24 protein-coding genes are annotated in these 21297 nt (G+C 29.5%); 14 read left to right on the forward strand and 10 right to left on the reverse strand.

Annotated elements, in window-relative coordinates; genetic code table 11:
* Positions 1-13: 13 nt before the first annotated feature.
* On the reverse strand, positions 14-940 hold the full coding sequence (locus BTO07_RS14440; protein WP_087521901.1) for a PfkB family carbohydrate kinase: 927 nt from the start codon (positions 938-940) through the stop codon (positions 14-16).
* A 75-nt stretch (positions 941-1015) separates the two neighbouring features.
* Between BTO07_RS14440 and BTO07_RS14445 the strand changes: the two genes are divergently transcribed.
* From BTO07_RS14445 to BTO07_RS14470, 6 genes are all read left to right on the forward strand, one after another.
* Positions 1016-1435, forward strand: coding sequence for a SufE family protein (locus tag BTO07_RS14445; protein ID WP_087521902.1), 420 nt, complete (start codon positions 1016-1018; stop codon positions 1433-1435).
* Between the two features lie 16 nt (positions 1436-1451).
* A complete protein-coding gene (locus BTO07_RS14450; protein ID WP_087521903.1) occupies positions 1452-1772 on the forward strand; it encodes a DUF59 domain-containing protein in 321 nt (106 codons plus the stop codon).
* Positions 1773-1859: 87 nt separating this feature from the next.
* Positions 1860-2369, forward strand: coding sequence for a DUF2480 family protein (locus BTO07_RS14455; protein ID WP_087521904.1), 510 nt, complete (start codon positions 1860-1862; stop codon positions 2367-2369).
* A gap of 9 nt (positions 2370-2378) precedes the next feature.
* Complete coding sequence (locus tag BTO07_RS14460; RefSeq protein ID WP_087521905.1) at positions 2379-3254, forward strand: DUF3078 domain-containing protein; 876 nt, start codon at positions 2379-2381, stop codon at positions 3252-3254.
* Positions 3255-3320: 66 nt separating this feature from the next.
* Positions 3321-4223 carry a DUF3078 domain-containing protein gene (locus tag BTO07_RS14465; protein WP_087521906.1) on the forward strand — a complete coding sequence of 301 codons (903 nt, stop codon included), beginning with the start codon at positions 3321-3323 and terminating at the stop codon, positions 4221-4223.
* An 87-nt stretch (positions 4224-4310) separates the two neighbouring features.
* The gene (locus tag BTO07_RS14470) at positions 4311-5423 is read left to right on the forward strand and encodes a CNNM domain-containing protein (RefSeq protein WP_087521907.1); all 1113 of its coding nucleotides are present in this window, start codon (positions 4311-4313) and stop codon (positions 5421-5423) included.
* 114 nt (positions 5424-5537) lie between these two features.
* Here BTO07_RS14470 and hflX read toward each other — a convergent pair whose 3' ends face one another.
* Positions 5538-6749 carry a GTPase HflX gene (gene hflX, locus BTO07_RS14475; RefSeq protein ID WP_087521908.1) on the reverse strand — a complete coding sequence of 404 codons (1212 nt, stop codon included), beginning with the start codon at positions 6747-6749 and terminating at the stop codon, positions 5538-5540.
* A gap of 262 nt (positions 6750-7011) precedes the next feature.
* Here hflX and BTO07_RS14480 point away from each other — a divergent pair, with 262 nt between their 5' ends.
* Positions 7012-7989, forward strand: a complete 978-nt coding sequence (locus BTO07_RS14480; protein WP_087521909.1) for an endonuclease/exonuclease/phosphatase family protein — start codon at positions 7012-7014, stop codon at positions 7987-7989.
* 1 nt (position 7990) lies between these two features.
* Positions 7991-8407: a hypothetical protein gene (locus tag BTO07_RS14485; RefSeq protein ID WP_087521910.1), complete on the forward strand. Its 417-nt coding sequence runs from the start codon at positions 7991-7993 to the stop codon at positions 8405-8407.
* Here BTO07_RS14485 and BTO07_RS14490 read toward each other — a convergent pair.
* Positions 8404-8643, reverse strand: coding sequence for a hypothetical protein (locus BTO07_RS14490; RefSeq protein ID WP_087521911.1), 240 nt, complete (start codon positions 8641-8643; stop codon positions 8404-8406). The two genes, BTO07_RS14485 and BTO07_RS14490, sit on opposite strands and share 4 nt — an antisense overlap.
* A 48-nt stretch (positions 8644-8691) precedes the next feature.
* Between BTO07_RS14490 and glpQ the strand changes: the two genes are divergently transcribed.
* On the forward strand, positions 8692-9669 hold the full coding sequence (glpQ, locus tag BTO07_RS14495; protein ID WP_087521912.1) for a glycerophosphodiester phosphodiesterase: 978 nt from the start codon (positions 8692-8694) through the stop codon (positions 9667-9669).
* Positions 9670-9898: 229 nt separating this feature from the next.
* Here the strand turns inward: glpQ and BTO07_RS14500 are convergent, their stop codons facing one another.
* The 5 genes from BTO07_RS14500 to aspS are packed head-to-tail and all read right to left on the reverse strand — an operon-like array spanning position 9899 to position 15361.
* The gene (locus BTO07_RS14500; protein ID WP_232457044.1) at positions 9899-10495 is read right to left on the reverse strand and encodes a hypothetical protein; all 597 of its coding nucleotides are present in this window, start codon (positions 10493-10495) and stop codon (positions 9899-9901) included.
* A gap of 41 nt (positions 10496-10536) precedes the next feature.
* Positions 10537-12321: a chloride channel protein gene (locus tag BTO07_RS14505; protein WP_198342472.1), complete on the reverse strand. Its 1785-nt coding sequence runs from the start codon at positions 12319-12321 to the stop codon at positions 10537-10539.
* A 4-nt stretch (positions 12322-12325) separates the two neighbouring features.
* Complete coding sequence (locus BTO07_RS14510) at positions 12326-13030, reverse strand: DUF6503 family protein (protein ID WP_087521915.1); 705 nt, start codon at positions 13028-13030, stop codon at positions 12326-12328.
* Positions 13031-13051: 21 nt separating this feature from the next.
* Complete coding sequence (locus tag BTO07_RS14515) at positions 13052-13564, reverse strand: GTP cyclohydrolase (RefSeq protein ID WP_087521916.1); 513 nt, start codon at positions 13562-13564, stop codon at positions 13052-13054.
* Positions 13565-13606: 42 nt separating this feature from the next.
* Positions 13607-15361 (reverse strand): aspartate--tRNA ligase, encoded by a 1755-nt coding sequence (gene aspS, locus BTO07_RS14520; RefSeq protein WP_087521917.1) that lies wholly within the window; start codon positions 15359-15361, stop codon positions 13607-13609.
* Positions 15362-15553: 192 nt separating this feature from the next.
* On the opposite strand from aspS, the gene BTO07_RS14525 reads away from it, so the two are divergent.
* From BTO07_RS14525 to BTO07_RS14545, 5 genes are all read left to right on the forward strand, one after another.
* Positions 15554-15913, forward strand: a complete 360-nt coding sequence (locus BTO07_RS14525; protein ID WP_087521918.1) for a cupin domain-containing protein — start codon at positions 15554-15556, stop codon at positions 15911-15913.
* Between the two features lie 2 nt (positions 15914-15915).
* Positions 15916-16587 (forward strand): 16S rRNA (cytidine(1402)-2'-O)-methyltransferase, encoded by a 672-nt coding sequence (rsmI, locus tag BTO07_RS14530; protein ID WP_087521919.1) that lies wholly within the window; start codon positions 15916-15918, stop codon positions 16585-16587.
* A gap of 15 nt (positions 16588-16602) precedes the next feature.
* Positions 16603-18483, forward strand: coding sequence for an AAA family ATPase (locus BTO07_RS14535; protein WP_087521920.1), 1881 nt, complete (start codon positions 16603-16605; stop codon positions 18481-18483).
* Positions 18480-18824 (forward strand): HopJ type III effector protein, encoded by a 345-nt coding sequence (locus tag BTO07_RS14540; RefSeq protein WP_087521921.1) that lies wholly within the window; start codon positions 18480-18482, stop codon positions 18822-18824. Before BTO07_RS14535 ends, BTO07_RS14540 begins: the two co-directional genes overlap by 4 nt.
* Before the next feature lie 101 nt (positions 18825-18925).
* Complete coding sequence (locus BTO07_RS14545) at positions 18926-19498, forward strand: uracil-DNA glycosylase family protein (protein ID WP_087521922.1); 573 nt, start codon at positions 18926-18928, stop codon at positions 19496-19498.
* Between the two features lie 2 nt (positions 19499-19500).
* Here the strand turns inward: BTO07_RS14545 and BTO07_RS14550 are convergent, their stop codons facing one another.
* Both BTO07_RS14550 and BTO07_RS14555 read right to left on the reverse strand, forming a co-directional pair.
* Positions 19501-20478: a hypothetical protein gene (locus tag BTO07_RS14550; protein ID WP_087521923.1), complete on the reverse strand. Its 978-nt coding sequence runs from the start codon at positions 20476-20478 to the stop codon at positions 19501-19503.
* A gap of 215 nt (positions 20479-20693) precedes the next feature.
* The gene (locus tag BTO07_RS14555) at positions 20694-21296 is read right to left on the reverse strand and encodes a carboxymuconolactone decarboxylase family protein (RefSeq protein WP_087521924.1); all 603 of its coding nucleotides are present in this window, start codon (positions 21294-21296) and stop codon (positions 20694-20696) included.
* Position 21297: the final 1 nt, after the last annotated feature.

Consider the following 21297-nt stretch of genomic DNA (forward strand, 5'->3'; position numbering starts at 1 on the left):
ACTGCGGATTAAATTAAGATATTTTTATGTCAAATTGTGTTAATTCTTTAAAAGCTTGCAAACGCGTTTTAACTTCATCTGCTGTAAGCTCTTGCATACGTTCTGTACCAAACTTTTCTACACAGAAAGAGGCTAAGTTAGAACCATATATAATGGCATTCTTCATATTGTTAAATGAGATATCTTCTGTTTTTGCTAAAAATCCGCAAAAACCACCTGCAAATGTATCTCCTGCTCCTGTTGGATCAAAAACTTCTGCTAAAGGTAAAGCTGGTGCATAAAACATGTTTCCATCATTAAAAAGTAAAGCTCCATGTTCACCTTTTTTAATAACCACATATTTTGGTCCCATTTCATGAATCTTCTTCGCTGCATTTACTAAAGAATATTCTCCAGATAATTGACGCGCTTCTTCATCATTAATAGTAATTACATCTACTCTTTTTAAAACAGTATGTAAATCATCTAAAGCAATATCCATCCAAAAGTTCATAGTATCTAAAACTACTAATTTTGGTCTTTCTGCCATTTGATCTAAAACAGATGCTTGTGTTAAAGGATGTAAATTTCCTAACATTACAATACCTGCATCTTTAAAGTTTTCAGGAACTACTGGTGCAAATGTTTCTAAGACATTTAATTCTGTAATTAAAGTATCTCTCGAGTTCATATCATTATGATATTTACCACTCCAGAAAAAAGTTTTACCTTCTTTGTCAACTTCAATTCCATCAGTATTAATTCCTTTAGAATTCATCATTTCTAAATATGAAGCAGGAAAATCTCCTCCAACAACAGAAACAACACCTGTTTCTACTCCAAATTGACTTGCGGCTAAACCTACATAAGTTCCAGAACCACCAAGTATTTTATCTGTTTTTCCAAAAGGTGTTTCAATAGCATCAAATGCTACTGTACCAACTGCTAATAATTTGCTCATTTCTTAAATTTAATCAGTAATTTTGCACGATACATGCAAAAAGCTTTTTATAAAGCGCAAAAATAAGTTTAAAAAATGACTATCAAAGAAATACAAGAAGAAATTATTGACGAGTTTTCTATGTTTGATGATTGGATGGAACGTTATGAATACATTATAGAGTTAGGTAAATCTTTGCCAATTATTGAAGAGAAAAACAAGTTGGATGAGAATTTAATAAAAGGTTGCCAGTCTAAAGTTTGGTTGTTTTCTGAACTAGATAACGATATTATTAAATTTTCTGCGGATAGTGATGCGATTTTAACCAAAGGAATTGTGGCACTATTATTGCGCGTTTATTCAAATCAAAAACCAGGAGATATTTTAACAGCCAATACAGATTTTATTGATGAAATTGGTTTAAAAGAACATTTATCACCAACAAGAGCAAATGGATTAGTTTCCATGATTAAGTACATAAAAATGTATGCAATAGCACAACAAACTAAATTATAGAATTAAGATTTTAAAGATGACAGATAAAGAATTAGAAGAAATAGGAGACAAAATTGTAAATGTTTTAAAAACAATTTATGATCCAGAAATACCTGTAGATATTTACGAATTAGGTTTAATTTATGATGTTTTTGTTTCTGAGGATAACAATGCAAAAATATTAATGACCTTAACATCTCCAAATTGCCCAGTTGCAGAAAGTTTACCTATAGATATTGAAGAGAAAGTAAAATCATTGAAAGAAATTAATAGTTGTGAAGTAGAAATTACTTTCGATCCTACTTGGACACAAGACATGATGAGTGAAGAAGCAAAACTAGAATTAGGAATGCTTTAAAATAAGTTGACATTTAATGTCGATTCGAGTAATTTGGATTTTTCTTCGAAATTGTATCGAGTACAACATTGAAATTAGGAATAATATATGGCAGAAGAAATTATAAACAGAGTTACAAATAGTAAATTAAAAACTTTTGATTTAGAAGAAATCTATCCTGAAGGGAAAAGAGTTTTGTTTGATGTAAAAGATTGGTTGTTTCAAGAGTTAATTTTGAAAGAAACAGATTTTAGAGAATCTGTAAAAAACCATGATTGGTCTCAATATAAAAAAACATTTGTTGCAATTACCTGCTCTGTAGATGCTATTATTCCTTCTTGGGCTTTTATGTTAGTTGCTTCAGAATTAATTCCGTTTGCAAATAAGGTTGTTATTGGTGATAAAGAATTGTTAGAAACAGTTCTTTATCAAGAATTAATAAGCTTCTTAGATTTTAAAGAATTTGCAGATGCGCCAGTAATCATAAAAGGATGTGCAAATAAGCCGATACCTAATTCAGCCTATGCTTTTTTAATAGAAAAATTACAGCCAATAGCTAAATCCATTATGTTTGGAGAAGCTTGTTCAACAGTACCTTTATATAAATCAAAAAAATAATCCCTCATTATGAAAAGAATTTTTTTCATTTTTTTCATTCTTTTTACAACAATTCTAATCGGTCAAGAAAAGAAAAACAAAAAGAAGAAAGACAGCGTTCGTATTCCTGTATGGAAAATACATGGGCGTTTTGCGTTTGTATTTAATCAATCTTCATTTTCTAATTGGGCTTCTGGTGGAGAAAACACAATTGCAGGAAACTTTAATGTTAATTATGATTTTAACTATAAGAGAGATAATATTAACTGGGATAGTAGAGTAATTACAGGTTATGGTTTAAGTCATTTAAGTGAAAAAGGATATCGAAAAACGAATGACCGTTTTGAACTTAATACATTATTGGGTGTAAAAACTACTAAATATTGGTTCTTCTCTTTTATAGGGAATTTTAAAACTCAATATTCTAAAGGTTTCGACTACAAAAAAGATCCTAAAGTTCTAGTTTCGGACTTTTTCTCACCAGCTTATTTAACTTTTGGTCCAGGTATGTTATGGAAGAAGTCTGATAAGTTAAGTATTAATATTGCTCCTGCAACAGCAAGATATACTTTTGTAAATGATGTTTTTACTGGGAAATTTGGTGTTGAAGAAGGCGAAAATACGGCTTTCAGTTTAGGTTTTAACCTTTCTGGCTATTACAAGTTTGGTTTAATGACGAACATAGAAATGGAAAACGTATTAACTGCATATTCAGATTATTTAGCGAACGTTGGTAACATCGATTTAGATTATCAAACAAATATTCGTTTTAAAGTGAATAAGCATGTTAAAATGCACATGACTTTTCATACAATTATTGATGATAATGCTTCTAGTAGAATACAATTTAGACAATTATTTGGTCTTGGTGTAAACTATAGTTTTCATCAAAAAGTGACTTATTAAATTTTTTGTTGTCTAAATAGAAGAAAAGTGTACTTTCGCACGCTCAAAATAAAAAAATTAAAAAAAATGAAAAAATTATCAATCTTATTTTTATTGGTATGTTTTAGCTTTTCAGTGAATGCTCAAACTGCCGAAGAATTAAAAAAAGAACAAGCTCCTAAAAAAGCTGAAATTGCTAAATTAAACGGAGAAGTAAAAGCTTTACAAGCAAAAATAGATGCACTTCCAGGATGGAGAAAAGGTGCTTTTGGTACAATTGGTGGTAGTCTATCTGGTTTTAATAACTGGTATTCTAGAACTGCACCAACAGCTTCTGCAGGTAACATTGGTATTACTGTAAATGGTTTTGCAAACTTAATTGAAGATGACTTTTTCTGGAGAAATTCAGCAGCAATTAATTTAGGTTGGGTAAAATTAGATGAAAAAGGTGTTTCTGGAGATGAAGGTTTTGATACAGCTACAGATGTTTTTACAATTAGTTCTTTATATGGTAAAAGATTAAATAAAAAATGGGCAGTTTCTGCTTTAACAGAATACAGAACAACTATAATAGATAACTTTAATGATCCAGGTTATTTAGATTTTGGTGTTGGTATGACATGGACGCCAACAAACAATTTGGTTGTTGTAATGCACCCAGGAAACTACAATTTTGTTTTTAGTAATGGAGATACTGTTTTTGCATCTTCTTTAGGAGCAAAAATTGTTGCAGATTACACAAAAAAATATGGTAAATTAAGTGTAAAATCTAACTTATCTGTTTTTCAAAGTTATAAAACTTCTGATTTATCTAACTGGACTTGGACAAACTCTTTTGGTTACAAAATCTGGAAAGGAATTGGTTTAGGATTAGAAGTTGGTTTGCGTAAAAACAAACAAGAAGCTGCATATTCTCAAGGTGTAACTTTAGCAAACGGAGACAATAAATTGCAATCTTACTATTTATTAGGTATGAGCTATGCTTTTTAATTAGAACAATAATATATTTACGAAACCTCAAGAAGTAATTCTTGAGGTTTTTTATTTTACTTACTTTTACATTCTAAACTTTTATTGATGACATTATTAATAATTTTCGCAACTATTTCTATTTTCTTTTCATTCTTGTGTTCTATACTAGAGGCAGTATTGTTAAGTATTACACCAACTTTTATCAATTTAAAAAAGAAGGAAGGGCATCATTTTGCTACTGAATTAGAAGTCTTAAAGAAGGATGTAGACAAACCTTTAATAGCAATCTTAACAATTAATACAATTGCGCATACTGTTGGTGCAATTTTGGTAGGTGTACAAGCAAAAGTAGCATATGCAGAAATGTATGGAACTTCTGTAAAAACTATTTTTGGAATTAGAATAACAGAAGATGTTATGGTAGGTGTTGTTTCTACAATAATGACTATTTTAATATTAGTAGCATCAGAAATTATCCCTAAAACCATTGGAGCAACGTATTGGAAACAGTTAGCTAATTTTACTTCTAAAGCTTTAAAGGTGATGATTTTTCCATTAAAATGGACAGGTTTTTTATGGATATTACAATTAACAACAAAATTAATTGGGGGTAAAGGTCATGGAAGTATTCTAAGTAGAGAAGGGTTTTTGGTGATGACAGAAATGGCTGAAAAAGATGGCGTTTTTCAAGAAAGTGAAAGTAAAGTTATTAGAAATTTATTAGGCTTTAAAGAGATTAAGGTAAATGATGTGATGACACCTAGATCTGTTTTAGAAATTGCTGATGAAAGCCAAACAATTGAATCTTTTTATAACGAACATAAAAATTTGCGTTTTTCTAGAATTCCTGTTTTCTCAGAAAATATTGATGAAATTACTGGGTATTTTCTAAAAGATAATTTATTAGAAGCAATGATTAATGGAAAAGGAAATGAACCTTTATCTTCTATCAAAAGAAATATTATAGTAACAACTAGAGATTTATCTATCCCTAATTTGTTTGATGAATTAATTAAAGAAAAAGAACATATTGCTTTAGTAGTTGATGAATATGGTTCTGTAAGCGGACTCGTTTCTCAAGAAGATGTAATAGAAACTTTACTAGGTTTAGAAATTATGGATGAAAGCGATTCGGTTGCAGATTTGCAAGCTCATGCCAGAAAATCTTGGGAGAATCGTGCTAAAAGAATGGGGATTATTGAGGATGAGAAGGAGTAGTAACTTTTCCTTATTCAATATTGTAACAGTATTATAAAAACTTAAAATCCATTAATAATTTAATTATTAATGGATTTTTAAGTTTATGACTATAGTAGGTTTCAATTGTTGCGTTTACTCTTCCTCTTTATATTCATTATATAAGAAGTCGTTATAAGGAAAACGTTGAATATGAATTTTCTTTATTGCTTCGTATGTTTTTTCTTTAAAGTCTTCTAAATTATCTTTGTTTAAAGCAGAAATAAAGATAGATTCTACTTCATAATCATTCATCCAAGTTTTTTCCCAGTCTTGTAAAGTAAAATGCTCTTTTCCTCTTTCAGTAACAATATCATCTTCATCAATTGTTTCATGAGAATACGCATCAATCTTATTAAAAACCATTAAAGTAGGTTTGTCTGCACACTTTATATCAGCTAAAACAGAGTTTACAGAAGCAATATGATCTTCAAAATTAGGATGAGAAATATCTACAACATGTAATAATAAATCTGCTTCACGAACTTCATCTAAAGTAGATTTAAATGATTCTACCAATTGTGTAGGTAACTTTCTAATAAAACCAACAGTGTCTGTTAATAAAAAAGGAAGGTTCTTAATAACCACTTTTCTAACGGTAGTGTCTAAGGTTGCAAATAATTTATTTTCTGCAAAAACATCACTCTTACTAATTACGTTCATCAATGTAGATTTACCAACATTGGTATAACCAACTAAAGCAACTCTAACCATTTTCCCACGGTTTTTACGTTGCACAGCCATTTGTTTATCAATGGTTAGTAATCTCTTTTTTAGAACGGTAATTTTATCACGAATAATACGTCTATCTGTTTCAATTTCTGTTTCTCCAGGTCCACGCATTCCAATACCACCTTTTTGTTTGTCAAGGTGCGTCCAAAGTCTTGTTAAACGAGGTAATAAATATTGACACTGTGCCAATTCTACTTGCGTTTTTGCAGAACTTGTTTGTGCTCTTTGTGCAAAAATATCTAGAATAAGATTGGTTCTGTCTAAGATTTTACAATCTAAAACTTTTTCAATATTACGTATTTGTGCAGGAGATAATTCATCATCAAAAATGGCAGTACCAATATGATTAGATTCAATATAATCTCTAACTTCTTCTAACTTACCAACACCTAAAAAAGTTTTTGGATTTGGTTTTTCCATCTTTTGTACAAAACGTTTTACGGCAACTCCACCTGCAGTTAACGTTAAAAATTCTAATTCATCTAAATACTCAGTAGATTGAATTTCGTCTTGTTTCTGGGATATAATACCGATTAAAACGGCTTTTTCGGATATAACTTCGCGTTCGTCTATCATAGATTGCAAAAATACAAAGATTAGATTTGTAAAAGCATAAAAAAATCCTCAATAAAAATTAAGGATTTTAATAATTAATTCAAATTGATTTTCCTTCTTTTCTTATAGTTCTTGTTTTAATAAGTTCTTTAATTTAGTATTCATTTTAATCACAACAAAACTAGAAATTCTGACAACTAGAAGTGTGAATATTGTATTAACAAAAGGTGTTTTGTATGTTATTAAATTAACTTAAGTTTACGTTTAACAAAAACATTTATACATGCTATCATTTTTTTCATCATCAAAAAAGCGTAAAGATATTTTTACTGTAGGTTTCTATAACGTAGAAAATTTATTTGATACGGTAGATGATCCTAAAACGTTTGATGATGATTTTACTTCCGAAGGAAAAAAGAAATGGGGAAATAAACGCTATAGAGATAAAGTTAAAAAATTAGGTTCTGTAATTTCTCAATTAGGAAATGAGCAATCTCGTCATGCACCTGCAATTGTTGGTTTGGTTGAGGTAGAAAATGCGAAGGTTGTAAACGATTTAGCAAATTCTAAATATTTAAGAAAACATCATTACGATTTTGTGCATTATGATTCTCCTGATGATAGAGGAATTGATGTTGCGCTTCTATACAACAAGCAATTATTCGAATTATTAGGTTCAGAACACTTCCCACTGTATTTAGAAGATGAAGAAGGTAAGAGAGACTACACGCGTGATGTTTTAGTTGTTTATGGAAATTTAAACGGAGAGTTGGTTCATGTTTTGGTAAATCATTGGCCATCTAGAAGAGAAGGAACAGAAGAGTCTGAATACAAACGAGTAGAAGCGGCAAAATTAGCAAGAACGATTGTTGAGGTAATTCAAGAGAAACATTACGATGCAAAAATTCTAATTATGGGCGATTTTAATGACGACCCAACAAGTACAAGTATTAAAGATCATTTAATGACTGAAGATTTCTATAATCCTATGGAAAGCTTATTAGATAGAGATGCAATTGGTACTTTAACTTATAATAGTAAATGGAATTTATTTGATCAGATTATTATTACAAAAAATTTCACAACCGAAAAACCAGAAAAGCATACTTTTAAACATGCCGAAGTTTTTAATAAAGAATGGTTAAAAATATTTAAGGGAAAATTAAAAGGAAGTCCGTTTAGAACTTATATTGGTCCTTGGTATCAAGGAGGGTTTTCAGACCATTTTCCTGTGTATTTATTTTTGAAAAAGGAAAAATAAGATGTTCTCTGAAAAAGAGTTAGAAAAACAAAATTCAAAAATTAAAAGAACTCTTTTTGTAGTTTTTGTACCTATTTTAATATTTATTTCTGTAATATTTGTTTACAGGAATAACTCATTTAGTTACATTAAAGAAGAATATTTTAGTAGTAGAAATAAGGAGTTTAATGGTATAGTTGTTTCTAAATATCAAGATGGAGATAATTTTAGAGCTACAAGATATCTCATTTTGGATATTAACCATCAAGAATTTGTTGATAAAGAATTATATCAAAAAATAAGTATTGGAGATTCAATAATAAAAAGAAAAGGAAGCGACTCAATTTTATTTAAATTGAAAAACGGAAAAAAGATAGTGAAGGATTACAATTCTCGTTTAAGAAAAAAGTATCAAGAGTTACTAAAAAATAAAAATTAATCTTTTCCTTGACCCTTAAAAGCATTTCTCAATTTTTCATCGTTTAAAATATACTTCTTGTATTTTCCATCTCTGTATCTGTAGTAAATAAAGAAAGGCATAAATAAAAACGAAAAATAAAATACGCCTAAACCCATTACAATTTGTGCTTTTTCGTGATCTGTATTTACTAAATACAATCCAGTAATCATCCAAACTAAAAAGATGACAAACATTATTTTTAACGTTAACTTCATATTGCAAAATTACAAAAGTTATATCTTTAAATTCTAATTTTCATCAAAATGAAATCAATTTCATTATTTTTGATTGGTTTGTTACTCATTTCATGCAATCCATTTAAAAAAGAACTTAATATGAATACAAAAATTGTTGTTGCTCATAGAGGTGCTTCTGGTTATTTACCAGAACATACTATAGAAGCTAAAGCGATGGCACATGCTATGAATCCTCATTTTATTGAACAAGATTTAGTGTTGAGTAAAGATGATGTACCTGTTGTTATTCATGATATTTATTTGGATGATGTAACTGATGTTGCTATAAAGTTTCCTGATAGAAAAAGAAAAGACAATCGTTTTTATGTAATTGATTTTTTGTTTGATGAATTACTTACGCTAAAAGTTACAGAACGTTTTAATCCCGAAACTGGCGAGCAATTCTATCCAAATCGTTTTCCGAAAGGAAAGGGGAATTTTAAACTCCATTCTTTTAAAGATGAAATTGAACTGATACAAGGTTTAAATGCATCAACTCAAAAGAATATTGGAATCTATCCTGAAATTAAAGAACCTGAATTCCATAAAAAAGAAGGAAAAGATTTAACGGGAATTGTTTTAAAAACCTTGGCTGATTATGGCTACAAAACAAAAAAAGACAATTGTATTTTACAATGTTTTGATGCTACAGAATTAGAAAGAATCAGAAAAGATTTAAAGTCTAAATTATTTTTGGTTCAGTTGATAGAATTCCCAGAAGAAGCAAAACAATTAGCGCATTTTGCAAGTTATGCTGATGGAGTAGGACCTTGGTATAAACAGATTTTAGACAAAAAAGTAGATGGAAAATGGCATTTTACTTCTTTAGTTGTTGATGCTCATAAATTGGGTTTAAAAGTGCATCCTTATACATTTAGAGCAGATGCTTTAGATGAGTTTGCTTCTTTTAAAGAAATGATGCAAACACTTTTAATAAAAGCAAATGTAGATGGTGCTTTTACAGATTTCCCTGATTTGGTTGTTGATTTTTTAAGGAATCAATAACAGTTTAAATTTGCGATGTCATTTCGAAATGAGCTTTTTTGAGCGATTGAGAAATCTCTATAATTGAAGCTTTTCTTAATTAAGAAGATTCTTCTTCGTTTCTTGTTCGAATGACAAAAAGTTAGCAAACAAGTTTAGCCCTGATTGAACGGTTTGTTTGAGCTCTTTTTTATTCCTTTTTAGGATAAAAAAAGCGAGTAGTGAAAGCAGGAAATAGCTTCAAAAAAAATTATACACCTAATATTTGAGGCGAAAATTGTAAAAAGACTAATAGTACTATTATACTTATTGAAATAATTAAAGGTTTCCAAATTTCCTTTTTTCTGTGCTGTAAATGTTTTCCTAAATTTCTATTCCAATAATATTCTGTTAGAACAGCGTATCCAATGATGTTGAATAATAAAGTTATAAAAAACATTTTAGGAAGGTAATTTAAAAGTATAACCGTAAAAATGGAGTAGGCGATACCAAAAACAAGTACTTCAACTCGTGCTTTGGGTTTGTTCATTGCCTTTAAATTACTCATAAGTAAAACGACACCAAAAATAGTGCTAAATAGAATGGAGAAACCTTGTATTGCTTTTTTTGAATACAAAATGGGCAGGACTAATTCTTCAAAAGGACTTTCGTTATTTTCTAAATCTTCTTTAGGAACTGATGTTTCTGCTATTTCACTGTTTACTTGTGTTTCTAAATAAGAAATATCTGTTTTTTCAATTAAGTTTCGGTTTTCTAATTCCCAAATTACAGCTTGTACAGCTTCATCTGTATAGTCACTTTTATTTTCAAAAATTTGCTCTAACTCTGTGTTAGATTTTGTACTCATTTTTTTAGTAAAACTATTCGTCCTCATTTCTTTCTATCCTTTTATGCAGTAACCTCAATCAATTTATTTCTATAAGCAGTCAATAATTTAGATTTTGAGATAAAACCAATATATTTTCCTTCTTTAACAACAGGTAAATTCCAAGCGCCACTTTCTTTAAATTTCTTCATAATATCGGTCATTTTATCTTTACCTATTATAATTACTTCTGGTGGATTTTGCATTATATCTCTTGCAAAAACAGTTTTATACAAACTTCGATCGAACATTATTGGTCTTAAATCGTCTAGTAAAATAATACCAATAAGTTTATCATCTTTTTCTCTAATTACAGGAAAAATATTTCTGTTAGATTTTACAACTGCATGTTTAATCATTTCTTCTAAATTCATTTCAGAATAAACAGAGACAAAGTTGTTTTCTATAACGGTATTAATATCCATTAGCGTTAATACGGCGTGGTCTTTATTATGTGTTATTAATTCTCCCTTTCTACCTAATTGCATTGCATAAACAGAATAAGGATGTGCGTATTTTGCAATAGAATATGAAATTGTAGCTGTTAACATAAGTGGAATGAAAAGATCGTAACCACCCGTAAGTTCTGCAATTAAAAATATTGCGGTTAATGGAGCGTGTAAAACTCCTGCCATTAAACCTGCCATTCCTACCAGAGTAAAATTACTTTCAGAAACATTAGAAATTCCTGTTGTATTAATTATTTTGGCAACGCAATTCCCCATTACACTTCCCATAAATAGTGTTGGTGCAAAAATACCACCAACTCCTCCTGCTCCAAAAGTAAAAGCACTTGCTATAATTTTAAAGATAACTAAGCCAAATAATAATAAAATTACAACCCATACATTTGTTAAATCTAAATGCATAAAATTGTTTTCTAATGCTTTTATATGATTTCCTGCAAGAAGGTTATTAATTACTTCAAAACCCTCACCATACAAAGGCGGAATAAAATAAATAAGAATACCTAAACCAATTCCACCAACTAAAAGGCGTTTTACTGGAGAAGCTATTTTGTCAAAAAATTTCTGAATTCTTTCATACGTTTCTGTAAAATAAATTGAAACTCCACCACCGATAATTCCTAGGACTATAAAAAATGGGACATCAGCGATCACAAAGGCATCTTCAATTTTAAATGACAACAAAACATCAGAACCAAAAAAGAAACGAGAGGTAATAATTGCTGATAAAGATGCTAGAAGTAAAGGTAACATCGAAGCCATTGTTAGGTCTAAACTAAAAACTTCAATTGCAAAAATAATAGCTGCAATTGGTGCTTTAAAGATTGATGAAAGTGCGCCTGCAGCAGCACAACCAATTAATAAATTTCTTGATGTTTGATTTAAATGAAGCCATCTAGCAATATTAGAGCTAATTGCTGCGCCTGTTGCAACTGTAGGTCCCTCAAGTCCAACAGAACCACCAAAACCAACAGTAATAGGAGCTGTTAAAATAGAACCAATCATTTGGTAACGTTTCATGATTCCTTTTCTTTTTGAAATAGCAAAAAGTGTTGAAGGAATACCATGACTCACTTTATTTCTAATAATGTATTTTATAATAAAATAGACAATTGTTAAACCTATAATTGGAAATAAAAAGTAAAAAGCAGTATGATAATAGCGTATTAAATTACCTTCTAAAAGGTGTTGGAAAAAGTGCGTTAAGTTTTTTAGAATTACGGCTCCAAAACCTGCCAGAAATCCTACTAAAATACTTAATATATATATAAACTGTCTTTCAGAAATATGTTTATATCTCCAAATCAATATTCTTCTAAATATGCTTTTTGTTGTTGGCACTTGTTTAATTTTTTGTCAAAATATCGGTTCCTAAATAACCATTGTCTTTATTGTAATACCAAGCTCTAATTTTTGGCATTTTTACTTCATTGATAGTTTCTAAACCAGATAGTAAAATATACTCACCACTATCTTTTGCTTCTTTAAAGAACTGATAGACTTCCATAGCATAGGTTTCTGGATTAAAATAAAAGTACCAAATATCTTTACCAACTTCTTTATTGTAAGTTGCTTTTAAAACTAAATATTCTTTTCCTTTAAATTTTTTTCTTTCTACTTTTTGATGAATAACTGTTCCCTCATCTTTCAATTTCATTGGTAAACCATACAAATAAGTATAATAATTTTTATACATTTTTGCACGCTCGCAATTCAAACTAAACTTCTTTTTAATTTCTTCTGATGGATTTTCATTTCCATTAAGAGAACTATTACAAACACCTTTGTCAACTGTATATTTTGTAACTATTGTATCTTTAATTGCTTCTACAGAAAAGTACTCTTTAGGTAAATTAATACTGATTGTACTCTTTCTACTAGCTCTTTTAGGGATTTCCATAGTTACAAAAAGTTCACCATTAAAAGTGTCCCAATTTCCATTTGGATCGTGAAATTGAATTGCTTTTTCTAATAATTGATCTCCTGTAATTTCTTGCGAAAAGGAAGTGATTGAAATAAAAAGGAGTAATAGTGTTGTTAGTTTTTTCATAACTTAAAAGTAATAAATTTTCTATAACTCAGTTTTTTGAATTCCAGTAACAGTAATTCCGTGTTTTGTTAATGTCTCCACTTTACTCGGATTATTAGTCAACATTTTTACAGATTTCACTTTTAATGCCTTTAAAATTTCTGCGGCAACTGTAAAATCTCTTGCATCTTTACTAAAACCTACTTTTTCATAAGCTTCTGCTTGTGGTACACCTTTTTTCTTATGCTCTATACTTTTAATTAAAGCAAAATGACCATTTCCTTTACCTTCTTGTTCTAACCAAATAACAATTCCTTTTCCTGCTTTCTGAATCAGCTGTTGAGAAATTTCCATTTGTTCTCTACAATCACATTCTATACTATTAAAATGATGCGCAAAAATACAAGACGAATGTATTCTACATAATATATTTTCTTCACCTTCAATATTACCCATTACCAAAGCATGAGATTCCTTTTGTCCGTTATAAAATAACGTTTCTTTGAACTCTCCAAACTTTGTTTTAATAGAAGTCTCTGCTAATTTTACGATCATTTTTTTGTATTAAAAAATCCCGCAAAAGCGGGATTTTAAATTTTATTCTTGAATATCTAATTTCAAACTTAATTCTTTTAATTGATCGTCATCGATAAATGCTGGAGCGTCAATCATTACATCTCGTCCAGAATTATTTTTAGGGAATGCAATAAAGTCTCTAATAGTTTCTTGTCCGCCTAAAATAGCAACCAATCTATCCAAACCAAAAGCCAAACCACCATGAGGAGGCGCACCATATTCAAAAGCATCCATTAAGAAACCAAATTGTGCTTTTGCATCTTCATCAGAAAAACCTAAATGTTTCAACATTGTAGCTTGCATTTGTTTATCGTGAATACGAATAGAACCACCACCAATTTCATTACCGTTTAAAACCAAATCATACGCATTTGCTTTTACTGCTCCAGGATCTGTGTCTAACAATTCCATTTGACCAGGTTTAGGAGAAGTAAATGGGTGATGCATTGCATGATAATGCCCAGTTTCTTCATCTAACTCTAATAAAGGGAAATCAATTACCCAAAGAGGAGCAAAAACTTTAGGATCTCTCAAGCCTAAACGTTCTGCTAATTCCATACGTAAAGCAGATAATTGTACTCTTACTTTATTTGTTTCTCCAGATAAAACACACACTAAATCACCAGGTTTTGCACCAGTAACTTCAGCCCATTTAGCTAAATCTTCTTGGTCGTAGAATTTATCTACAGAAGATTTAAAAGATCCATCTTCGTTTACACGAGCATAAATCATTCCTAAAGCACCAACTTGAGGGCGTTTTACCCATTTAATAATATTGTCTATTTCTTTTCTTGTGTAAGAATTTCCTCCAGGAACTGCGATACCAACAACTAATTCTGCGCTATTAAAAACACCAAAATCTTTATGTTGAGTAACTGCATTTAACTCACCGAATTCCATTCCGAAACGAATATCTGGCTTGTCATTTCCGTACAATTTCATTGCATCGTCATATAACATTCTAGGGAATTTCTCCACTTCAACATTATTTACTTCTTTTAGTAAGTGACGCGTTAATCCTTCAAAAATATTTAAAATATCTTCTTGCTCAACAAATGCCATTTCACAGTCAATCTGTGTAAATTCTGGTTGTCTGTCTGCACGTAAATCTTCATCTCTAAAACATTTTACAATCTGAAAATATTTATCCATTCCACCAACCATCAAAAGTTGTTTAAATGTTTGAGGAGATTGAGGTAAAGCATAAAACTGACCTTCATTCATTCTACTAGGCACCACAAAATCTCTTGCGCCTTCTGGTGTAGATTTAATTAAATAAGGAGTTTCAACTTCGATAAATTCCTGATCAGACAAGTATTTTCTAACTTCCATCGAAACTTTATGACGGAAAATTAAACTGTCCTTTACTGGATTTCTTCTAATATCTAAATATCTGTATTTCATTCTGATGTCTTCTCCACCATCAGTTTTATCTTCAATTGTAAAAGGCGGTGTAATAGATGCGTTTAAGATTTCTAACTTAGAAACCAACACCTCAATAGCTCCTGTTGCCATTTTAGAATTCTTAGATTCTCTGTCAATTACAGTTCCTGTTACTTGTATTACAAACTCTCTTCCTAAAGATTTTGCTTTTTCCATCATTTCTTTTGGCGTACGATCTTCATCAAAAATTAACTGCGTAATTCCATATCTGTCTCGTAAATCGACCCAAACCATAAAACCTTTATCACGCGATTTTTGTACCCAACCTGCTAAGGTAACTTCTGTATTTACATGAGATGCTCTTAACTCTCCACAAGAATGACTTCTATACATTTCTTTTCTTTTAATGAGGTGCAAAATTAAACATTTTCTATTTAATATGGGGTTTTTGGGCGTTCATTTCTTCTCAGAAATGCCCCGCTTTTCGCACTCGCTTTTTTTATTCCGAAAAAGAATAAAAAAGAGCTCAAACAAATGCTTCAATCGGTAACGCAAAATCCGTTCAATTCTTTGTAAATTTGCTTTATGAGTGTAATTAATATTCAAGAGAAATTTAAACTGTTTTCAGATCATTGGTCGCCTAAAAAAATTGGCGAATTAAATGGACAACAAATCTTGTTAGCAAAGCTAAAAGGTGAGTTTGTTTTTCATAAACATGACAATGAAGACGAGCTTTTTATGGTCATAAAAGGTTCTTTAGATATTGAATTACGCGATAAAACAGTTACTTTAAACGAAGGTGAATTTTATGTTGTACCAAAAGGAGTAGAACATAAACCAATTGCAAAAGAAGAAGTTCATGTTTTATTATTCGAACCACTTTCAATTAAACATACAGGAGATATTATTGCAGATATAACTGTAGAAACTTACGAAGCTATTTAATTATGAGTAAATTATTTTTAGTACCAACACCAATAGGTAATCTAGAAGACATGACTTTTAGAGCGATTAGAATTCTAAAAGAAGTCGATTTTATTTTAGCAGAAGACACGCGTACAAGTGGAAAACTCTTAAAACATTTTGAGATTGAAACGCAAATGCACAGTCACCACATGCATAACGAACATAAATCTGTAAAAGGTATTGTGCAAAGAATACAAAACGGAGAAACATGTGCATTAATTTCTGATGCTGGAACTCCTGCAATTTCAGATCCTGGTTTTTTACTAACGAGAGCGTGTGTAGAAAATAATATTGAAGTAGATTGTTTACCTGGAGCAACAGCTTTTGTACCTGCTTTGGTAAACTCTGGTTTGCCAAACGATAAGTTTGTTTTTGAAGGTTTTTTACCTGTTAAAAAAGGAAGACAAACTCGTTTTCTTTTATTAGCAGAAGAAAAAAGAACGATGATTATTTATGAATCTCCACATAAATTGATAAAAACACTTGGGCATTTTGTAGAATATTTTGGAGCAGACAGACAAGTTTCTGTGTCTAGAGAATTAACAAAAATGTTTGAAGAAACGATTAGAGGAACTGCAACTGAAGTTTTAGCACATTATACTGCAAAACCACCAAAAGGTGAAATTGTGGTGATTGTTGAAGGGAAGAAGTAAGTTAATATATAAGCTATGAAAATAAATATAAGAACAACTAATCATATTGATTTTCCTGAAGAATTTAAAGAGCCTAATTTTTATATTGATAATGTCGATAATAAATTTATAGAGGTTCTTGAAGATAATACTATTAGTACTGAACTAGAAATAAGTAATATAAATTTTTTTGTTGGAGAAAATAATTCTGGAAAAAGTAGGTTTTTAAGAGGTTTATTAAAATTAAATTATCCTTTCGAAAATTTAATCCAAGGTGTTTTTTTTCCTGATTTAATAAGCGAAATTTCAGAAACTGAAGAAAGATTAAATGAAAGCCTAGTTCCAAAAAATGTTTTATCAGAAGTTATTCATATAACAGATGATTTAATATCCAATTTCAATAGTGATGATAATGAAAAGATTGATTATTATTTGAAAGAGTTACACAAATTAGGTCGACATATTTATGAGAATGAAGATAAGATGAAAATCTTAAAAACCTATATTGAACAAATTGAAACTTTACAAAACGAGTTGGTTTTTACAAAAAAAAATAAAATCAACAATAAAATATATATTCCTATTCTAAGAAGTCTTTTGAGTGGGAATCATTTAGGTACTGACAGTTTTATAAATACTGTCAAAACCTTATATTTTAAAAATAAAACAAGTTTTGAAATTCATTCAGGATTAAGAATGTGGAGTAAAATTGATGAAATCCAAAGTTCTGATAAAATAAGGGATTTAGAGAAATTTCAAGATTTTTTAAGTAATTACTTCTTTAATAAAAAAAGAGTACAAATATTAGCTGATAGAAAAACTAAAGTCATAAAAATTGCTACTAATAATAGTGAATTTGAAAAAATAAATGATTTAGGAGATGGTATTCAAGCTTTAATAATACTCTTATACCCAATTTTTACTGCTGATATAAATGATTGTTTTTATATAGAAGAACCCGAGATAAATTTACATCCAGCATTCCAAAAAATTTTTATTCAAACTCTTTTAAATGATGAGTTTCTAAAAGCTAAAAAATTAAAATATTTTTTTACTACTCATTCTAACCATTTATTAGATTTAACTTTATTAGATGATGATGTTTCTATCTTTCAATTCCAAAAAATAGAAGAAAATAAACATTTAATAAAAACCAGTGTTAAGCCAAATAAAGAGATTTTAGATTTATTAGGAGTTACAACTTCATCAGTGTTCTTATCTAATAGTTCAGTTTGGGTTGAAGGGCCAACTGATAGAAAATATTTATCAAAATTTTTAAAACTATATTCAGAAGGTAATAAAGATGTAAAGTATTTAAAAGAAGATATTGATTTTGCCTTTTTTGAATATGGGGGTAATTTAATTGAGCATTATCTTTTTGATGAAAAAGAAGAGTTTGATGAAGAGGAAGTCAGAAATAAAATAAATTCCTTCGCTTTATCAAATAAAATTTTTCTTATAGCTGATAATGATAATGCTGAAAAAGGTTCAAAAAAAGATTTAAGAAGAATAGCTTTAAAAGCGTTATCTGATAAAAATGACAATTTTACATATCAAAATACAGAGTTAAAAGAGATTGAAAATTTACTTCCTAAAAAAATTATTCAAGATTTTATTTCAGAAATTTTAAAAACAGAAGAAAGTATAGAAAAAGCTAAGAATATAGTTTTTGAAAGAAATGATTATAATGAAATAGGACTTGGTAAATTCTACTTTGATTTATTTTTAAATCATAAAATTCCTAAAAAAGATTTTCGTGCTTTCAATGCTGAATCTGGAACTTTAAAAAACGATTATAAAATAAAATTAGCGAGTTTCGTTGTTGATTCAGAATATACTTATTCAGATTTAATTGAGGGCAATAATGAGCTAAAAGACATAATTGAAAACTTATATAAATTTATTATAAAAAAATGATCATCCAAGAATTCAAAACCAAGTTAAAATCAAATCCAACATCAATTAATTTTGCAGATACGATGCAAGTAATTGAGGATAACTACAATTTTACTCCAACTACTTTTACAAACGGAGAAATCACAAATAATGCAGGCGAAAACTCAGGTTCTTGTAAATTATTTGCATTTGCACAACATCAAAAATTAAGAAAAGAAGAAACGTTATTTTGTTTTGGTGAACATTATAAGAATGTTTTAGAAGATGAAAATGGAGATTCTCATCAAAATATTAGAAACTTTATGAATTCTGGTTTCGAAGGTTTGTCTTTTGAAGGTGAAGCTTTAGAATTGAAAAGTTAGAATGTCATTTCGATATGAGCTTTTTTAGCGATTGAGAAATCTATTTTGATATTCTTTCTTATTTTTAGTTAACGATGACAAACAAAGACTAATTTTAGAGAATGCAAAAGTTATTTTCAGAAATAAAACAATGTACAATTTGCGTTTCTCATTTAGATTTGGGCACAAATCCTGTTGTCACTGGTCATAAAAATTCTAAAATTGTAATTATTGGTCAAGCTCCAGGAACAAAGGTTCATAAATCTGGAATTCCTTGGGATGATGCAAGTGGAAAACAATTAAGAAAATGGCTCAATGTTTCTGATGAGGTTTTTTACGATGTAGAAAAATTTGCAATTATACCAATGGGTTTTTGTTATCCTGGTAAAGGTAAAAGTGGAGACAAACCGCCCAGAAAAGAATGTGCTCCTCAATGGCATCAACAATTATTTGAGTTAATGCCAAATCTAGAAATGATTATTTTAATAGGTATGTATGCACAAAATTACTATTTAAAAGACAAAGCCAAAAGAACACTTACAGAGACTGTAGATAATTATCCAGCTTATCTTCCAAAATATTTTACACTTCCTCATCCATCACCAAGAAATCGTTTTTGGTTGACTAAAAACCCTTGGTTTGAGAAAAATGTAATTCCTGAATTACAAAAAAGAGTAGCTAAAATTATTCGATAAAATTAGATTGAGAGTATCATTTTTCGATTTTCAATTTTTTGATACATCGTGTTAAAAAATTTGTTTCTAACAACTGCAGCGTTACCAGAAAGGTTGTTGGAAAACTCTAGTTGTGTTTTTAAATGTCGTTCTATTTGATCTGTGGTGCTTTTATCTGTTACTTTAAAATAAGTTAAATTTGTAAATGGCACAAATACAATATTCTCTAAATCAGTTTGTATAAGTACTGTATTTAATAATGAAATTATATTATTATGATATAATTGAAATCCATTTCCGCTCTCATTTCTTTTTTCCTTTTTAGCTTCTTTTTTTATTACTTTCAAGGAAACCATTAGACCATCTGCAATAGATAAAGCTTCTTCTTTTGTAGTAAGTCCAACCTCAAGAAAGTATTGAATTTGATTTAAAACATTATCGATTGTAGTATCATTCCATATCTCAACAAGAGCTACTTTATTATATTGATGTATAAAAGTATTGTATTTATTTAATGTTTCTTCTGATGGATTAAATTCTGAAAATGGAATCTTTTTTAATTTTGAACTTTTACTAAGTGTATTTATTAAAACATAGATTCTAAACAATGAGAATGAGCCTTTATCAGCATGGTAAAGAGGGTAATCTTTAGCGCAATTTATTATTCGTCCTCCATTAGATTCTAAAATATTTTGAATTGCTTTTTCTGATTCATCAAAAAAGGTATGCAAAAAATTATCTGAAATTATGTGATGTGATTTTTCTACAACAATTTTTTCAGTATTATTTTTCGCTTCAGCAAATAAACTGTTTATGTCTATATTGTAATGATTACTAAGTTTTAACGTCTCCGCTAAATTTAATAAAGCTTTTCCGTTAATACGTCTATATGCAGCATCATAACTTATATCTAAAACATCAGAAATTTCATCTATAAAAGAAACATTCTTTGGGAGTTTTAATTTTATATAGTTAAATAATTTTTCTTCTTCTTTTTTCATGGAGCCCTTTTTATCTTCAAAATTCACAAAAACGAATTATTGTTTTTGTGAAAATCGCAAGTGTCAAAAGCATTTGTTTTACTACTTTTGATAACTAAATTTGAAGAGGTTGGGGGACCTTAATAATTTTTAGTCTTCTCGGTTTACTGAGAGGACTTTTATTTTTTTAAAAATAACCTTTTTTTTTAGTTAAAAAATCAAATTATTTACTTTTTTTAATACTTTGAGCCATCGTGTTTCCCTACTTCAAAACCATGCTTGCCTAAAAACTGATTTCCGCTATCAATTGCATCTTCTTCTAAGGTTGTTCCCATAGAATCATTCCAACGATTTAAATATCCAAAGAGAGAGATTACTCCTAACATTTCTACAATTTCACCTTCATCCCAATATTTATATAATGCTGTTTTAATTTTTGCATCAACAGCATTTGGAACCATAGAAGCAGCTAAAGAAAAATCTAAAGCAGCTCTTTCAGCGTCAGAAAAAGCAGCGTGTGTTTTATATTCCCAAATATTATCTAATTGCTCTTGTTCTGCTCCATAACGTTCTGCAGCTCTAATTGCATGTGCTTGACAATATCTACAACCTGTTGCGTTACTAGAAACCCAAGCAATCATTCTTTTTAAAGCAGATGTTACTTTACCTTCATTTGCCATTACAGCTTTATTCAGGTTGATAAATGCCTTAGAAATTGCGGGTCTGCGTTGCATTGTTAATACTGAGTTGGGGCAAAACCCTAAAGTTTCATTAAAGAATTCAGCTAATTCTTTTGTTTCTAAATCGTGTTCTGCTGATAAAGGTGTTACTAATGCCATA

Source organism: Polaribacter sp. SA4-12, from assembly GCF_002163675.1.
Taxonomy (GTDB): domain Bacteria; phylum Bacteroidota; class Bacteroidia; order Flavobacteriales; family Flavobacteriaceae; genus Polaribacter.

Coding starts and splice junctions, on each gene's coding strand:
- BTO07_RS14440 (WP_087521901.1), bottom strand. CDS start 940: ATGAGCAAATTATTAGCAGTTGGTACAGTAGCATTTGATGCTATTGAA.
- BTO07_RS14445 (WP_087521902.1), top strand. CDS start 1,016: ATGACTATCAAAGAAATACAAGAAGAAATTATTGACGAGTTTTCTATG.
- BTO07_RS14450 (WP_087521903.1), top strand. CDS start 1,452: ATGACAGATAAAGAATTAGAAGAAATAGGAGACAAAATTGTAAATGTT.
- BTO07_RS14455 (WP_087521904.1), top strand. CDS start 1,860: ATGGCAGAAGAAATTATAAACAGAGTTACAAATAGTAAATTAAAAACT.
- BTO07_RS14460 (WP_087521905.1), top strand. CDS start 2,379: ATGAAAAGAATTTTTTTCATTTTTTTCATTCTTTTTACAACAATTCTA.
- BTO07_RS14465 (WP_087521906.1), top strand. CDS start 3,321: ATGAAAAAATTATCAATCTTATTTTTATTGGTATGTTTTAGCTTTTCA.
- BTO07_RS14470 (WP_087521907.1), top strand. CDS start 4,311: ATGACATTATTAATAATTTTCGCAACTATTTCTATTTTCTTTTCATTC.
- hflX (WP_087521908.1), bottom strand. CDS start 6,749: ATGATAGACGAACGCGAAGTTATATCCGAAAAAGCCGTTTTAATCGGT.
- BTO07_RS14480 (WP_087521909.1), top strand. CDS start 7,012: ATGCTATCATTTTTTTCATCATCAAAAAAGCGTAAAGATATTTTTACT.
- BTO07_RS14485 (WP_087521910.1), top strand. CDS start 7,991: ATGTTCTCTGAAAAAGAGTTAGAAAAACAAAATTCAAAAATTAAAAGA.
- BTO07_RS14490 (WP_087521911.1), bottom strand. CDS start 8,643: ATGAAGTTAACGTTAAAAATAATGTTTGTCATCTTTTTAGTTTGGATG.
- glpQ (WP_087521912.1), top strand. CDS start 8,692: ATGAAATCAATTTCATTATTTTTGATTGGTTTGTTACTCATTTCATGC.
- BTO07_RS14500 (WP_232457044.1), bottom strand. CDS start 10,495: ATGAGTACAAAATCTAACACAGAGTTAGAGCAAATTTTTGAAAATAAA.
- BTO07_RS14510 (WP_087521915.1), bottom strand. CDS start 13,030: ATGAAAAAACTAACAACACTATTACTCCTTTTTATTTCAATCACTTCC.
- BTO07_RS14515 (WP_087521916.1), bottom strand. CDS start 13,564: ATGATCGTAAAATTAGCAGAGACTTCTATTAAAACAAAGTTTGGAGAG.
- aspS (WP_087521917.1), bottom strand. CDS start 15,361: ATGTATAGAAGTCATTCTTGTGGAGAGTTAAGAGCATCTCATGTAAAT.
- BTO07_RS14525 (WP_087521918.1), top strand. CDS start 15,554: ATGAGTGTAATTAATATTCAAGAGAAATTTAAACTGTTTTCAGATCAT.
- rsmI (WP_087521919.1), top strand. CDS start 15,916: ATGAGTAAATTATTTTTAGTACCAACACCAATAGGTAATCTAGAAGAC.
- BTO07_RS14535 (WP_087521920.1), top strand. CDS start 16,603: ATGAAAATAAATATAAGAACAACTAATCATATTGATTTTCCTGAAGAA.
- BTO07_RS14540 (WP_087521921.1), top strand. CDS start 18,480: ATGATCATCCAAGAATTCAAAACCAAGTTAAAATCAAATCCAACATCA.
- BTO07_RS14545 (WP_087521922.1), top strand. CDS start 18,926: ATGCAAAAGTTATTTTCAGAAATAAAACAATGTACAATTTGCGTTTCT.
- BTO07_RS14550 (WP_087521923.1), bottom strand. CDS start 20,478: ATGAAAAAAGAAGAAGAAAAATTATTTAACTATATAAAATTAAAACTC.
- BTO07_RS14555 (WP_087521924.1), bottom strand. CDS start 21,296: ATGGCATTAGTAACACCTTTATCAGCAGAACACGATTTAGAAACAAAA.